This is a genomic window from Flavobacterium sp. SOK18b (assembly GCF_014156605.1).
Classification (GTDB): domain Bacteria; phylum Bacteroidota; class Bacteroidia; order Flavobacteriales; family Flavobacteriaceae; genus Flavobacterium; species Flavobacterium tiangeerense.
The window spans coordinates 16,710-31,016 of the sequence record NZ_QKNZ01000019.1 but is presented as its reverse complement, the minus strand read 5'-3'; the positions used below and the strand labels follow the sequence as shown (position 1 = coordinate 31,016).

Annotated in this window: 15 protein-coding genes; 9 read left to right on the top strand and 6 right to left on the bottom strand. The window is 33.9% G+C overall.

Going from position 1 to position 14,307, the window contains the following annotated elements:
• Positions 1–69: 69 nt before the first annotated feature.
• The 4 genes from DNC80_RS04375 to DNC80_RS04360 form a co-directional block, all read right to left on the bottom strand.
• Positions 70–600 (bottom strand): inorganic diphosphatase, encoded by a 531-nt coding sequence (locus DNC80_RS04375; protein WP_144891548.1) that lies wholly within the window; start codon positions 598–600, stop codon positions 70–72.
• A 106-nt stretch (positions 601–706) separates the two neighbouring features.
• Positions 707–1,309 (bottom strand): DNA-3-methyladenine glycosylase, encoded by a 603-nt coding sequence (locus DNC80_RS04370; protein WP_182649538.1) that lies wholly within the window; start codon positions 1,307–1,309, stop codon positions 707–709.
• Positions 1,310–1,447: 138 nt separating this feature from the next.
• Positions 1,448–3,934 carry a DUF5686 and carboxypeptidase-like regulatory domain-containing protein gene (locus DNC80_RS04365; RefSeq protein WP_182649536.1) on the bottom strand — a complete coding sequence of 829 codons (2,487 nt, stop codon included), beginning with the start codon at positions 3,932–3,934 and terminating at the stop codon, positions 1,448–1,450.
• Between the two features lie 99 nt (positions 3,935–4,033).
• Positions 4,034–5,011 carry a pyruvate dehydrogenase complex E1 component subunit beta gene (locus DNC80_RS04360; protein WP_144891543.1) on the bottom strand — a complete coding sequence of 326 codons (978 nt, stop codon included), beginning with the start codon at positions 5,009–5,011 and terminating at the stop codon, positions 4,034–4,036.
• A 291-nt stretch (positions 5,012–5,302) separates the two neighbouring features.
• Between DNC80_RS04360 and DNC80_RS04355 the strand changes: the two genes are divergently transcribed.
• The 5 genes from DNC80_RS04355 (at position 5,303) to DNC80_RS04335 (ending at position 10,138) form a co-directional block, all read left to right on the top strand.
• Positions 5,303–6,049 carry an electron transfer flavoprotein subunit beta/FixA family protein gene (locus DNC80_RS04355; RefSeq protein ID WP_144891541.1) on the top strand — a complete coding sequence of 249 codons (747 nt, stop codon included), beginning with the start codon at positions 5,303–5,305 and terminating at the stop codon, positions 6,047–6,049.
• Between the two features lie 101 nt (positions 6,050–6,150).
• On the top strand, positions 6,151–7,116 hold the full coding sequence (locus DNC80_RS04350; protein ID WP_182649534.1) for an electron transfer flavoprotein subunit alpha/FixB family protein: 966 nt from the start codon (positions 6,151–6,153) through the stop codon (positions 7,114–7,116).
• 149 nt (positions 7,117–7,265) lie between these two features.
• Positions 7,266–7,889 carry a bifunctional nuclease family protein gene (locus tag DNC80_RS04345; protein WP_086454858.1) on the top strand — a complete coding sequence of 208 codons (624 nt, stop codon included), beginning with the start codon at positions 7,266–7,268 and terminating at the stop codon, positions 7,887–7,889.
• 122 nt (positions 7,890–8,011) lie between these two features.
• Positions 8,012–9,295: an amidohydrolase family protein gene (locus tag DNC80_RS04340; protein ID WP_182649532.1), complete on the top strand. Its 1,284-nt coding sequence runs from the start codon at positions 8,012–8,014 to the stop codon at positions 9,293–9,295.
• Between the two features lie 18 nt (positions 9,296–9,313).
• Positions 9,314–10,138, top strand: coding sequence for a thymidylate synthase (locus DNC80_RS04335; protein ID WP_182649530.1), 825 nt, complete (start codon positions 9,314–9,316; stop codon positions 10,136–10,138).
• Positions 10,139–10,156: 18 nt separating this feature from the next.
• Here the strand turns inward: DNC80_RS04335 and DNC80_RS04330 are convergent, their stop codons facing one another.
• On the bottom strand, positions 10,157–10,453 hold the full coding sequence (locus tag DNC80_RS04330; RefSeq protein WP_182649528.1) for an isoamylase early set domain-containing protein: 297 nt from the start codon (positions 10,451–10,453) through the stop codon (positions 10,157–10,159).
• A 241-nt stretch (positions 10,454–10,694) separates the two neighbouring features.
• On the opposite strand from DNC80_RS04330, the gene DNC80_RS04325 reads away from it, so the two are divergent.
• The 4 genes from DNC80_RS04325 (at position 10,695) to DNC80_RS04310 (ending at position 13,538) form a co-directional block, all read left to right on the top strand.
• Positions 10,695–11,021 (top strand): 2TM domain-containing protein, encoded by a 327-nt coding sequence (locus DNC80_RS04325; RefSeq protein WP_182649526.1) that lies wholly within the window; start codon positions 10,695–10,697, stop codon positions 11,019–11,021.
• Between the two features lie 18 nt (positions 11,022–11,039).
• Positions 11,040–11,522 carry a dihydrofolate reductase gene (locus tag DNC80_RS04320; RefSeq protein WP_182649525.1) on the top strand — a complete coding sequence of 161 codons (483 nt, stop codon included), beginning with the start codon at positions 11,040–11,042 and terminating at the stop codon, positions 11,520–11,522.
• Positions 11,523–12,100: 578 nt separating this feature from the next.
• Positions 12,101–12,832 carry a bifunctional demethylmenaquinone methyltransferase/2-methoxy-6-polyprenyl-1,4-benzoquinol methylase UbiE gene (gene ubiE / locus DNC80_RS04315; RefSeq protein ID WP_144891520.1) on the top strand — a complete coding sequence of 244 codons (732 nt, stop codon included), beginning with the start codon at positions 12,101–12,103 and terminating at the stop codon, positions 12,830–12,832.
• 1 nt (position 12,833) lies between these two features.
• Positions 12,834–13,538 (top strand): porin family protein, encoded by a 705-nt coding sequence (locus DNC80_RS04310; protein ID WP_182649523.1) that lies wholly within the window; start codon positions 12,834–12,836, stop codon positions 13,536–13,538.
• Positions 13,539–13,565: 27 nt separating this feature from the next.
• On the opposite strand, the gene DNC80_RS04305 is transcribed toward DNC80_RS04310, so the two are convergent.
• Positions 13,566–14,291, bottom strand: coding sequence for an RNA methyltransferase (locus DNC80_RS04305; protein ID WP_182649522.1), 726 nt, complete (start codon positions 14,289–14,291; stop codon positions 13,566–13,568).
• Positions 14,292–14,307: the final 16 nt, after the last annotated feature.

The following is a 14,307-nucleotide window of genomic DNA, read 5'->3' as shown; positions in this document are numbered from 1 at the left end:
ACGAATTTAAGCAAAAAAGCAATACTCCAAACGGAATATTGCTTTTTTTACAATTATTATGCTAAATTATTACTTAATGCTAAACAAACCTTCTGGTTTGTTTTCGATAGCATTAAAGCGTTCTGTACATTCTTTGATGATAGCGTAGGCTTCATTTACATCTCCCCAACCTTCAACATCTACTTTCTTGTTTTCAAGATCTTTGTATACTTGAAAGAAGTGCTCAATTTCTTTTAATAAGTGTGGGTTAATATCTGAAAGGTTTTCTAATGAATTCCAAATTGGATCAGAAACAGGCACACAGATTACTTTTTCGTCTGGTCCTTTATCATCTGCCATGTGAAATACTCCAATAGGTTTTACTTCCATTACACAACCAGGAAAAGTTGGCTCGTTTACCAAAACTAATACATCTAATGGATCTCCATCTAATGCTAAAGTTTCAGGGATAAATCCGTAATCAGCTGGATACATCATTGAAGAAAATAACATTCTATCAAAACGCATTCTTTTTATTTCGAAATCATATTCGTATTTATTTCTACTTCCTCTTGGTATTTCGATTAAGACATCGAAAGTTGTTAATTTGTCTGCAGTCATTTTAGTTTTTCTTATCTATAATTATCCTGCAAAAGTAATCAAACGATACGTTTTTGCAATGAAAATTCAAGGTTATCTATTCAATAAATTTTAAAAAAACCTTCTTTTAATAGGTTATGGTTCTATTTCGTTTCTTCAAGTAATGATGCCACAATAAATAAGTCGCATAGGACCGATATGGACTCCACTGCTGTGCGTGTGCATACATGAGTTCTTTGTCATGAATGTCTAGTAATTCTTTTAAAGTATTGACTACTGCTATATCACCAAGTGGCAATACATCTGGTGCTTGCAAGCAAAACATTAAATAAATATCTATGGTCCAGTTCCCTATGCCTTTGATTTTGATGAGTTCTTCCCGAACCTCCTGAGCGGTTTTAGTTGGTAAACTTTCTAAATCAAGTTCTTTATTTAATAGCGCTTTTGCCAAAGCTTTGATATAGGACGTTTTTTGTCGGCTTACGCCAAGATTCCTAAAATCGACATCAGACACATCAAGAAGAATTTCGGGTGCCATCGTTTTTAGAGTAGTTTTTATTTTCAAAAAAGTGGCTTTCGCCGAATCAATAGAAACTTGTTGCTCCAAAATCAATAATACCAAAGTCTCGAAACCTTGTGGTCTTTTGGGAACAGTTGGCAATCCGTAATTTTCAACAATTGACTTGAAAATGGCATCTTTTTCTAAAAGGTAGTCGATGGCTTCTTGCATAATTTGATTTTTTAGCCCGGATTACTTCACTTAACATCTATTTTTAATAGGAGTTCAGCGAACTTCGTTTGAAGTAAAAATCCTTTTATCTCGTTTTTTAACGAGATAAAAGATTGTAACGAATAGCCGGAATAGCTCCTAGAAATTAAATCCAAAAGAGCCTTTTACCGTAAAATTATTGGCCCCTGGCGTGTTGAGATAATTACCTCTCCAAGCAAAATCAATACGGAATACTTTAAAAATATTTCCAATACCGGCGCTATATTCCCAGTAGCCTCTTTCTGGCGCATTGTAAACCAAGCCGGATGCATTTATTGCTCTATTGCCATCAGTAACAGAACCATATACCCCGCGTACTGCTATGATTTCTCTCCAATTGAGTTTGCGCATGAACGGAATTCTAGAAAAAATGCGCCCATTAAAGTTGTGATTCCATTGTAAGGTTATGTACTCATCTGAAACGAACTCGTAGAAATTAAGATTGCTAAAAGTGTTTTCGATAGTAAAATACGTTTGATTTCCTGGAATTACGCTCAACAAACCAAGCGGAATTTCTCCAAAAGTCTTCCCTACTTCCATGATTAAATTCGTTCTTCCTAGTGGACCAATAATGATAGGCTGCTTGTAATACAATTGCAACTTATCATATTTAAAATCACTATCCAAAAGTCCCTTGAAACCATGGCTATAATTGACAAAGAAGCGGCTATAGGGACTATCTACAATACTGCGCTCTACGCCAAAACCAATTGTTTTACGTTTTGGAGAAAACTCAATTTGAAGGTTGGCTTCAGATTGCTTTACATCACTTTTGGTCACCTTTTTTGCACTATCTGTAAAATAATCCAAACTAAAAGTAGAAGATGCCGACTCAAGAGTACGATACGAAACACCAGCCTGAATCACTACGTTTTTAATAGGTTCTATATCTAGTGCAATATTAGTTAAGTTAATGTTAGTCAGCTTCCCATTACTTCCTGATGAAAAAACCGCTGACGAAGCAAAACTGCGTCCCAAAACATCATTGGTTGTGGTTAAGCTCGCGCCTATTTGCTCAATGTCACGCCTGTTTCCTCCCGAAATAATGATTCGGTTTTTCTTATCGACCATCCATTTTCCCGAAACGCCGTATTTAAATTTATTATCATCAAAACCGTAAGCTGTATAAGCTTGAAGTCGCCAAGGATCATTAGGTCCAAAATACGTTCTACCACCTGCACGCAATCGTATTCCTTCAACTTCATTGAATCCAAAGGATGAAAAAACAGGACCAAAATCAAAATTTTTAAATTCGACGTAGCCGCTACCAAGTATAGAAACTAGGTTGTACAAGCGTTTGAATTTATTAACTGTTTGTAGTGTATCTAACATTTTATACACCCCTAACTCGTCTTTACTTAAATTCTCAAATCGGTTATCGTCCCAATATTCTTCTGATTTGTTATAGACTTCATCATCCATGTAATTGACTTCGTCTTTGTAAAAAGATGCCGGCAAGGGTTTGTTGAACTGATGATTTCTAAAATAAGTCGTTCGTTTACCATAAACTCCTTTTGAATCTTCTTTTTTATTCAAAGCAAAGTCAGACATTAAATAATCCTTTGTCAATAAAAAAACGGAGTCACTTACTACCTCAAATTCTTGTTCAATATAAATGTCTTTTACCCAGTTAATATTAGCACTTTTAGTCACTGCCATATTAATTTTCTTGATAGCATAAGTAGAATCGTTCACCCAAAAATCTCCTTTAAAAGTCAATTCGTTTTTTCTTCTTGGATAAAAAACAATATTATAGCACCATTTTTTATCAATATAGGCACTGTCTCTCAGTACATAATTATACACATCAATTCCTGTTTTAGACAATGGACTCGTAAAACTCTTGTCAAAAAAAGTTAAGTGATTGTTGTAAATGTTATAATCCGAATATAAATCTTTAACAAAAGCTAATATTTGCTGATTGCCATTAAATCCAGATGTTTTACTTGCTTTTATTTTATCTTTTACTTTCTTTAAAACATTATCTCCGTAAACGTCATTTAGAGATTCATTAATAAAAATAGGCAAGTACGTTTTACCAGTAACTCTTGAAGTATCCATTTGATTGAAGATAAACTCCATGCCCTTGAAAATTTTATTTTTCATGAAAGCACTATCAATGGAGTTCATGTCAAATTCTATTTTCTCATACTTTTCCATTTGGTATTGATCAAACTGGTACAAACCGTTTTTACGTTTTCGTTCCCAAATTTTCCTCAATATATCTAGCGCAGGATTGTTTTTCTTTGAAGTCTTACCAGCAAAAACTACTACTTCATTTAAACTTTCGGCCTCATTAAGCGTGATTTTAAAATTATAGTTAACTGCTTTTTCTAAGGTAATTTCTCTTTCCGAAAAACCTACTGAGGAAACTAACACAACGGTATACGTCTTTTGGGATTCCAAATAAAAATTCCCATCTTCATTTGTAACGATTCCTTCACTTGATCCTTTAAAAACCACATTGGCAAACGGAATCGGCTGGTTTTGTTTGTCTACTACAATACCGCTTATTTTGGTTTGCGCCAATACGTTATGGAATACACCACAAAAAAACAAAGTCAAAATTAAAAGATACTTTTTCATAACAAATAAAAAAACTTCACCAATAGAAACCATTGATGAAGTTATTAAGGTTAAAAATTATAAATACCAACTCCATCAACAAGAGTTGTACATTACATTTTATTTATACATTACTTTCTTTACCGCTTTCACAACGTCACCAGCATTAGGCAACCATTCTTTCAATAAAACCGGAGAGTAAGGCGCAGGAGTATCAGCCGTTGTGATACGCTGTATAGGCGCATCTAAGAAATCAAAAGCACGCTCTTGAACAATATATGTAATCTCCGATGCTACACTTGCAAAAGGCCAAGCCTCTTCAAGAACTACTAAACGATTTGTTTTTTTAACCGAAGTTAAAATCGTTTCATAATCCATCGGACGTACTGTTCTTAAATCAATAATTTCACAAGAGATACCTTCTTTTGCTAATTCGTCAGCAGCAATATGAGCCTCTTTGATAATTTTACCAAAAGATACAATTGTTACATCAGTACCTTCTCTTTTAATATCAGCAACTCCAAGTGGAATAACATATTCTCCATCTGGCACTTCACCTTTGTCACCATACATTTGCTCTGATTCCATGAAAATCACAGGATCGTTATCACGAATAGCCGCTTTTAATAATCCCTTTGCATCATAAACTGTAGAAGGAACTACAACTTTAAGACCTGGAGTGTTTGCAAACCAGTTTTCTAAAGCTTGAGAGTGCGTTGCACCTAATTGCCCCGCAGAAGCTGTTGGTCCACGAAAAACAATAGGCACATTAAATTGCCCACCACTCATCTGACGCATTTTGGCAGCGTTGTTTATAATTTGATCAACTCCAACTAAACAAAAGTTGAAAGTCATATACTCTACAATTGGTCTACAACCATTCATTGCTGATCCCACTGCAATACCTGAAAAACCAAGCTCTGCAATAGGAGTATCAATCACTCTTTTTTCACCAAACTCTGCAAGCATCCCTTTTGACGCCTTGTAAGCACCATTATATTCAGCAACCTCTTCACCCATTAAGTATATGGACTCATCGCGACGCATTTCTTCACTCATCGCTTCGCAAATAGCCTCTCTAAATTGTATCGTTCTCATATTATATGTTGTATGTGTCTAATTTTCGAAAAGCAAAAATAAATATTTTAAATCACTTAAAAGCATAAAACATACTAAATTAATTCAGGATTTACACGGATGATTTTTAGGAGCTTTTTCCGGCTCTACGCTGTATCTTCCTGTGGCTAAAGGAGCCACAAGAAGGATGCCGCTACTATCCGGGCTACGAAAACGTTGTAATTTTAAAAAAATATTATGCACGCATAGTATATTATTCAAATTAATATTTTAAATTTGTAAAAGAAATTAAGATTAATAAAAAATATAGGTATGAAAATATTAGTTTGCATCAGTCACGTTCCTGATACTACATCAAAAATTAACTTTGTCAATGGAGATTCTGAATTTGACACAAACGGTGTTCAATATGTAATTAACCCAAATGACGAGTTTGGTCTAACACGTGCTATCTGGTTTCAAGAGCAACAAGGTGCTACTGTTACTGTTGTAAATGTTGGAGGTCCTGACACTGAACCTACATTAAGAAAAGCTTTAGCAATTGGTGCTAACGAAGCTATTCGTGTTAACGCAACGCCTACTGACGGATTTTTTGTGGCTAAACAATTAGCCGAAGTAATCAAAAACGGAGGATACGATATTGTTATCGCTGGAAAAGAATCATTAGACTATAACGGTGGAATGGTACCTGGAATGATCGCTGGAATTTTAGGTTATAATTTCCTAAACTCTTGTACTAACTTAACAGTTGACGGAACTGCTGTAAAAGCAGTACGTGAAATTGATGGTGGAAAAGAAACTGTAGCCACTACTTTACCATTAATTATTGGTGGACAAAAAGGACTTGTAGAAGAAAAAGACTTGCGTATTCCAAACATGAGAGGAATTATGACTGCAAGAACAAAAGCTTTGACTATCCTAGAGCCAGTAGACGCTACTGTAAACACAAAAGCAGTTAAGTTTGAAAAACCTGCTCCTAAATCAGCTGTGAAACTAGTATCTGCAGATAATTTAGATGAGTTAATTAACTTATTACACAACGAAGCAAAAGTAATCTAACTGTCATAAAGTCGAATGTCGAAAGTCGAAAGGAAAGAAAGTAACAATAACTTCCCTTTATGACTTTAGACTTTAAAACTTTAAGACTAAAATAAAAAATTATGTCAATATTAATATACGCGGAATACGCAGAAGGAAAATTCAAAAAAGTAGCTTTCGAACTAGCTTCTTACGCAAAAAAAGTGGCTGAAACGCTAGGAACAACAGTTACAGCTGTTACTGTTAATGCAAGTGATGTATCTGAATTAGCAAAATACGGAGTAGACAAAGTTCTTAAAGTAAACAATGATAAATTATCTGGTTTTACTGCAAAAGCTTATGCTGATGTTATTAAGCAAGCTGCACAACAAGAAGGTTCAAAACTAGTTTTATTATCTAGCACTACAGATAGCATTTACTTATCCTCTCTAGTTGCAGTTGCACTTGAGGCTGGATTTGCTTCAAACGTGGTAGGTTTACCAGTTTCTACAAGCCCTTTTCAAGTAAAAAGAACTGCTTTTTCAAACAAAGCTTTCAATTTCACTCAAATTGATACCGATGTTAAGATCTTAGGCTTAGCTAAGAATTCGTATGGTATTTTTGAAAGTCCAGTTGCAGCAAACGAAGTAGACTTTAATCCAACAATCGGTGAAAATGATTTTGGAGTTAAAGTAGAATCTGTTGAAAAAGGTTCTGGAAAAGTTTCTATAGCTGATGCTGACATTGTAGTTTCAGCGGGACGTGGACTTAAAGGTCCAGAGAACTGGGGAATGATTGAAGAACTAGCAACAACGTTAGGAGCAGCAACAGCTTGTTCTAAACCAGTTTCTGATCTAGGATGGAGACCTCACGGAGAGCACGTAGGACAAACAGGAAAACCGGTAGCAACAAACTTGTATATTGCTATTGGAATTTCAGGTGCGATTCAACATATTGCCGGAATTAACTCTTCTAAAGTTAAAGTAGTGATCAATAGCGATCCTGAAGCACCTTTCTTTAAAGTTGCTGATTACGGAATTGTAGGTGATGCCTTTGAAATTGTACCTCAATTAATTGAAAAATTCAAAGCCTTTAAAGCGCAAAACTAATAAGGAAAAAGAAATCATTACAACATTTTAAATGCTACTTAAATCAAGATATTTGTATCTTTGCTTTTAAGTAGCATTTCTTTTTAAAGGAAATGCCACTTACTTTTAATTTAAAAAAAAGTACTTTGTACTTTTCCATCAACACAATTATGAGCTTAGTTAAACTATCTATAAAAGGAATTTCATACAGTCAAACTCAAAACGGAGCCTACGCTTTAATCTTGAACGAGGTTGACGGCGAAAGAAAACTACCCATTGTAATTGGTGCTTTTGAAGCCCAATCCATTGCCATTGCATTAGAAAAAGAAATAAAACCACCACGTCCTTTGACTCATGATTTATTTAAAAATTTTGCAGAACGCTTTGATATTGTAGTAAAACAGGTAATCATTCACAAACTTGTAGATGGTGTTTTCTATTCAAGCATTATTTGCGAAAGAGACAAAATTGAGGAGATTATCGACGCTAGAACATCTGATGCTATAGCGCTGGCTCTACGTTTTAAAGCTCCTATTTTTACTTATAAAAACATTTTAGACAAAGCTGGTATTTTCTTAAAAACAAATCCACTTGACCCCAACAAAGACAATCAAGACCTAGACGATGTGTTGTCAAATCCAGAAACTTTTGGTCATGAAGACGAATCTAATCAAGCTGGAAACACCTACTCAAAACATACTTTACCAGAACTTCATGATTTACTAGATCAAGCTGTAACAAACGAAGATTATGAAAAAGCGGCTAAAATACGTGATGAAATTTCAAAACGATAAAACAAGAAATTCATAAAGGATCCTATTTTTTTAGAATTGGCAATACTAAAACAGTGCAACATTTATTTGAAAACTGTTTTATTAAATCCTATATTTGATTGCAATTACCTATAAATCAAACTATGAAAACAAAACTTGCCTTACTCCTACTTGTATTAGGATGCAGCACTGATGCTTTTTGCCAAGACATCTATTTGCATTGTGGAAAAATATTAAACACCTTAACTGGAAAAGAATTGGTAAACCACACCGTAATTGTTTCCAAAAATAAGATTATAAAGATTCAGGAAGGTTTTGTATCGAAATCTCAACCAAATGATATCGAAATAGACCTTAAGAAAAAGTACGTTTTACCAGGATTAATTGATCTTCACGTTCATATTGAGGGCGAACACGACACTAAAAGCTATATGTCTAAGTATCTAGAAAACGAAGCAGACATTGCTTTTCAAGCTGTTCGTTGTGCCGAAGTAACCTTACTTTCAGGGTTTACAACCGTACGAGATTTAGGCGGTACAGGTGTAAATATTTCTATTAGAAACGCGATTAATAAAGGCATTGTAAAAGGACCACGTATTTTTACCGCAGGTAAATCTATAGCTACTACAGGCGGTCATGCCGACCCAACAAACGGTAGTAATCGTAAACTAGTAGGTGATCCAGGACCACAAGAAGGAGTAATAAACTCACCCGAAGAGGCTGTAAAAGCAGTGAGAGAGCGCTATAAAGAAGGTGCAGATGTGATTAAAATAACTGCAACTGGCGGTGTGCTAAGCGTTGCAAAAAGCGGAAAAAATCCTCAATTCACTTTAGAAGAAATAAAAGCAATCACCTCAACAGCTAAGGATTACAACATGCTAACTGCTGCACATGCTCATGGCGACGAAGGTATGCAAAGAGCAATCATTGGCGGAATTAAAACCATTGAACACGGTACTTTTATGAGTGAGGAAACGATGGAGTTGATGAAAAAATACGACGCTTATCTTGTTCCTACTTTAACTGCGGGAAAAGAAGTAGAGAAAAATGCAGAAATAAATGGATACTATCCTGAAATTGTAGTACCTAAAGCAAGAGAAGTAGGTCCACAACTGAAAGCAACTTTTGCAAAAGCATATAAAAAGGGCGTGAAAATTGCATTTGGTACTGATGCAGGTGTTTTTACACACGGAAATAATGCAAAAGAATTTGGTTATATGGTAGAAGCCGGAATGCCCGCGCTAGAAACAATACAAGCCGCCACAATTACAAATGCATCCTTATTAGGAATAGCTGATACTGTAGGTCAAATAAAAGAAAATTTTCTTGCAGATATTATAGCAGTTGACGAAAGTCCTATTACAACAATAAAAACACTTGAAAAAATAGTTTTTGTAATGAAAGACGGTAAAATTTACAAAAACTAACGTTTTGAAACACTAAACATGAAACAATATTTAGACTTGGTACAACACGTTATGGAAAACGGTTGTCAAAAAGGAGATCGCACGGGAACGGGTACAAAAAGTGTTTTTGGGTATCAAATGCGTTTTGACTTAAACGAAGGTTTCCCTATGGTGACCACAAAAAAACTTCATTTAAAATCGATTATTTTTGAGTTGCTATGGTTTTTAAAAGGAGATACCAATATCAAATATCTTCAAGAAAACGGAGTGAAAATTTGGGATGCTTGGGCTGATGCCAACGGTGATCTTGGACCAGTATATGGTAGGCAATGGCGCAACTGGAATAACGAAGAAATTGATCAAATATCAGATTTGATAAAGGAATTAAAAGCAAATCCTAACAGTCGTAGGATGTTAGTTTCAGCATGGAATCCCTCAGTTCTACCAGATACAACAAAATCATTTGAAGAAAATGTTGCTAATAACAAAGCTGCCTTACCGCCGTGTCATGCCTTTTTTCAATTTTATGTAGCGGATGGTAAGCTATCCTGCCAACTATACCAGCGCAGTGCCGATATTTTCCTTGGTGTGCCGTTTAATATTGCTTCTTATGCATTGCTAACCATGATGATAGCACAAGTTTGTAATTTACAAGTCGGTGAATTTATTCACACTTTCGGTGATGCACACATATACAACAACCACTTTGAACAATTGGAACTGCAATTAACCCGAAGTCCAAGACCATTGCCAAAAATGATCCTGAATCCAGAAATAAAAGACCTTTTTGCATTTGAATTTAAAGATTTTACACTAGAAGGTTATGATCCGCATGACAGTATAAAAGGTAGTGTTGCAGTATAATAAAAACAGTGTTATAGTTTAAACAACTACAACACTGTTTTCATTTCCAGCAAAGGCATTCCATCGGTAGGAGTCAGCTTCGGGCTCATTGACGTAGTTTCCGTCTACTAGATATTTAAATTCATAATCAGCATCTTTATTCAAATCAAAGACTCCCTTAAAGATGCCACTCTTTAATTTACTTAAACTACCTTGCTTAGGATCCCAATTATTAAAATCACCTACAACAGCCACTTGTTGAGCTGTTTTAGCAGGGAAAGAAAAAGTAACTTTACAGACAGGTTTAGCTTTGATGAATTGTTTTTTAACAGACATAACTATTTCATTTATAGATTTATACAACAAAGTAAGTGAAAATTAACGAACATACAAACGCTCATTATTAGAATTTCTAAAATGCTTCAAACAGTGTTAATTTTTAAACTTTTATATATTTTTACAGGCATAAAATTTTGAATTCAAAAATCGTGAATCGATTGCGTTCAAAATTATACGTTTTCCAATTGATTCATTTTAAGAAATAAACTTTATCTTTATACATTAAAAGCATAAAAAAATGGAACGAGAAATACACGAACAATACGAATATGCAAGACGCAGAATCAAGCAAAAAAAACGACTTTACTTTCATTTTGTTCTCTTTGTGCTAAGTAGTTTATTGTTATTTACTTTGAAACATTTATTTGAGAATTCTTTTATTTCAAATTGGTACTTGTACATCATTACAGTATGGTTATTTTTATTTACGCTACATTTTATAAAAATATTTATCACAGATCGTTTTATGAATAAAAGTTGGGAAAGAGAACAAATTGACAGATTGGTTGCCTTACAAAAAAAGAAGATAGACCAATTACAAACTCAAATTAATAATAACGAATAATAATAACCTGATAACATTATGATCATAATGATTGCTGCCGTTGCAGATAACAATGCTTTAGGAAAAAACAACGATTTAATGTGGCATTTACCAGATGATTTTAAGAGATTTAAAGCGCTAACATCAGGTCATCATATTATAATGGGTAGAAAAACATTTGAAAGTTTTCCTAAACCATTACCAAATAGAAAACACATCATTATTACCCGAGACAAAAAATACGAAGCAAATGACTGTATTATTGTAGATAGTCTTGAAAAAGCACTAGATCATTGCCCCGAAAATGCAGACAAATATATTATTGGTGGAGGAGAAATATACAAACTAGGACTTCAATACGCAGATCAACTTGACATTACAAGAGTACATCATGACTTTGAAGCAGATGTTTACTTTCCAGAAATAGATTTAAACATCTGGAAAATAAGTGCAACCGAATATCATGCTCCCGACGAAAAACACCAATACGCATTCACATATCAAACATACATTAGAATTTAAAACAAAAAAAAACATCCTTTTCAGGATGTTTTTTTTTAGCAATTGGTTAAAAGTGGTGAACTACTCTAGAAAGAGTATCTGATAACATAAAATAAAAATTACAAACATTAATAATATACCAGATATGGCAATAATAATGTTTGAAAACCTTTGAGAGTACATCTCAAAGTAGCCTTTAATACCAAATACCACGAAGGTACTAAAGACGAAAAAAATTAAAATTTCCAAAAACAAATTTAATCCTAAGAACGTATGTTGCGTTTTAACCTCTATACTGCTTTGTAGAACAGTACGCTCAAAAAATCTAACTAGAACAAACGAGATAAGTAACGCAAGAACTATCCATTTGCTTTGGTCCACCATTTGTCTTTTAACCATTTATTATGCTTATTTCTTCGGTACAAATGTGTAGATTAAAATTCACCTCCACAATACCCACTTTTAGTGATATTTTGATTTTTTTGTAAAAAAATGAAAGAATCTTTTTTCAATACGTTAAAAAAATAAATCTTGAGTCAAATTATAGAAACACATTACTAGTTCATTTAGATTGTATTATATTTGTACAAACAAAAAAAATGTCACAAAAAATCACTCCATACAAGGATTCTTCTCTAGGTAAAAAAGAACAAGTAGCTCAAATGTTTGACACCATATCAGGAAATTATGATAGTCTCAACCGTGTTATCTCTTTTGGAATAGACATCAAATGGCGCAAAAAAGTTTTGCAAATAGTTGCCCAGTCAAAGCCTAATAAAATTTTAGACATTGCAACAGGAACTGGAGATCTTGCTATACTAATGGCTCAAACTCAAGCTGAAAAAATCATTGGTCTAGACATATCTGCAGGAATGCTTGAGGTGGGCGAACGTAAAATTGCTGATAAGAATTTGACTAAAACTATAGATATGGTTTTAGGCGATTCAGAAAACATGCCCTTTGAGGACAATTATTTTGATGCCATAACTGTTGCTTTTGGAGTAAGAAACTTTGAAAATCTTGAGAAAGGTCTTTCGGAGATTTTGAGGGTACTAAAACCAAACGGCGTTTTTGTTATTCTAGAAACTTCGGTTCCCGTGAAAACTCCTTATAAACAAGGCTATAATTTTTACAGTAAAAATATACTACCACTAATAGGAAAATTATTCTCAAAAGACAACGTAGCATACGGCTATTTATCAGAATCGGCAGCAGCTTTCCCATATGGAGAAGCATTAAACAATATTTTAAGAAAAACTGGGTTTATAGATGTTGTAGCTTTACCACAAACTTTTGGGGTTGCTACCATTTATTCAGCATCTAAAAAATAATATGAAAAAATTAATTATTGCCCTATTTTTAACTGGAATTATTACTGGAAATGCACAGAATTCAAAAGGTATTTTCAGCAAAGACCCCATCATAAATCTTGAAAATTTTCAACAAAAAAAGGTGTATTTTGGATTTTTCTTGGGTTTTAATACTTTCGATTTTAAAATAGACTATAAGACAGAAACTCCTGATATTCTTGTGAAAAAGACCACAGGATTTAATGTTGGTATTGTAGGTGATTATAAACTACATGAATATATCAATCTGCGTTTTGAACCAGGATTGTATTATTCTAAAAGGGATTTAAACTACCCTAATTTTTCTAATCCTAGTGACGCATTAAGAGAAGTAAACAGCACATACATCCACTTCCCTCTTTTATTAAAATTCTCATCTTTAAGAACAGGGAACATTAGACCTTATGCACTCGGCGGGTTATCTGCTACGCTTAACTTATCCAGTAATTCCAAATTAATGGACGATAACTTACAGCAACGGTTTAGGGTAAAAAGCTGGACTACAAATTACGAATTGGGCTTTGGGATTGATGTATTTTCAGAATACTTTATCTTCTCCCCTTCCATTCGAGGTGTTTTTGGAATTAATGATGAGTTAATTAGAGACAATGACCCAAATAGCCCGTGGACTAGTAATATTGAATCCTTGAAGTCTCGAGCAATTTTAATCAATTTTACATTTCATTAAAAAAACTTCAAGCCCAAAAGTCTCTTATTAGCCTCTACAAAATTCACTCAAAACAATTGCTGTAGCCGTTGCTACATTAAGACTTTCTGCTTTTTGTACAGCTCCAAATTTTGGTATTGTGAGTCTACTTGTAATTTTAGATTCTATTTCTTGTGATATTCCATTGGCCTCATTACCCATTACAATAATACCTTGCGAGGGAAGTGAACTTTGATAAATATTTTCGCCATTCATAAACGTACCATAAACTGGTAATTGCGTTTGAGATAAAAACAAATTCAAGTCAACATAATTCACATTTACTCTTGAAATAGATCCCATTGTGGCTTGCACGACCTTTGGGTTATAAAGATCAACTGTTTCTTTTGAACAAAGTACTTGTTGGATTCCAAACCAATCACACAATCTTAAAATAGTCCCTAGATTACCTGGATCTCTAATTGCATCAAGTGCAAGAATCAAACCCGAGGTTTTAATTTCTTTTTCTATGGGCATTTTAAATACTGCTAAACAAGAATTAGGAGTAGCTAGCGCTGAAATTTTCTTCAAGTCTTGATCTTGTACCATCGTTCTTATGGCAGGAGAAACATTTTCAAAATCATTTAAGGTAGTATACAAATGAACTAATTCAAAATTTGAATCTATTAGCTCTTGAACACCCTTTACCCCTTCGGCAAAAAATAATTGATGGGCTATTCTATATTTTTTTTGCTGTAAACTCGTTATAAGTTTTATTTGGTTTTTACTAACCATAAAAAAATGTACTTTT

What these genes read in the sequence shown, in the direction of transcription:
- DNC80_RS04335 (WP_182649530.1), top strand. Translation starts at nt 9,314, where the DNA reads ATGAAACAATATTTAGACTTGGTACAACACGTTATGGAAAACGGTTGT.
- DNC80_RS04360 (WP_144891543.1), bottom strand. Translation starts at nt 5,011, where the DNA reads ATGAGAACGATACAATTTAGAGAGGCTATTTGCGAAGCGATGAGTGAA.
- DNC80_RS04305 (WP_182649522.1), bottom strand. Translation starts at nt 14,291, where the DNA reads ATGGTTAGTAAAAACCAAATAAAACTTATAACGAGTTTACAGCAAAAA.
- DNC80_RS04375 (WP_144891548.1), bottom strand. Translation starts at nt 600, where the DNA reads ATGACTGCAGACAAATTAACAACTTTCGATGTCTTAATCGAAATACCA.
- DNC80_RS04310 (WP_182649523.1), top strand. Translation starts at nt 12,834, where the DNA reads ATGAAAAAATTAATTATTGCCCTATTTTTAACTGGAATTATTACTGGA.
- DNC80_RS04340 (WP_182649532.1), top strand. Translation starts at nt 8,012, where the DNA reads ATGAAAACAAAACTTGCCTTACTCCTACTTGTATTAGGATGCAGCACT.
- DNC80_RS04345 (WP_086454858.1), top strand. Translation starts at nt 7,266, where the DNA reads ATGAGCTTAGTTAAACTATCTATAAAAGGAATTTCATACAGTCAAACT.
- DNC80_RS04355 (WP_144891541.1), top strand. Translation starts at nt 5,303, where the DNA reads ATGAAAATATTAGTTTGCATCAGTCACGTTCCTGATACTACATCAAAA.
- DNC80_RS04370 (WP_182649538.1), bottom strand. Translation starts at nt 1,309, where the DNA reads ATGCAAGAAGCCATCGACTACCTTTTAGAAAAAGATGCCATTTTCAAG.
- DNC80_RS04350 (WP_182649534.1), top strand. Translation starts at nt 6,151, where the DNA reads ATGTCAATATTAATATACGCGGAATACGCAGAAGGAAAATTCAAAAAA.
- ubiE (WP_144891520.1), top strand. Translation starts at nt 12,101, where the DNA reads ATGTCACAAAAAATCACTCCATACAAGGATTCTTCTCTAGGTAAAAAA.
- DNC80_RS04330 (WP_182649528.1), bottom strand. Translation starts at nt 10,453, where the DNA reads ATGTCTGTTAAAAAACAATTCATCAAAGCTAAACCTGTCTGTAAAGTT.
- DNC80_RS04365 (WP_182649536.1), bottom strand. Translation starts at nt 3,934, where the DNA reads ATGAAAAAGTATCTTTTAATTTTGACTTTGTTTTTTTGTGGTGTATTC.
- DNC80_RS04320 (WP_182649525.1), top strand. Translation starts at nt 11,040, where the DNA reads ATGATCATAATGATTGCTGCCGTTGCAGATAACAATGCTTTAGGAAAA.
- DNC80_RS04325 (WP_182649526.1), top strand. Translation starts at nt 10,695, where the DNA reads ATGGAACGAGAAATACACGAACAATACGAATATGCAAGACGCAGAATC.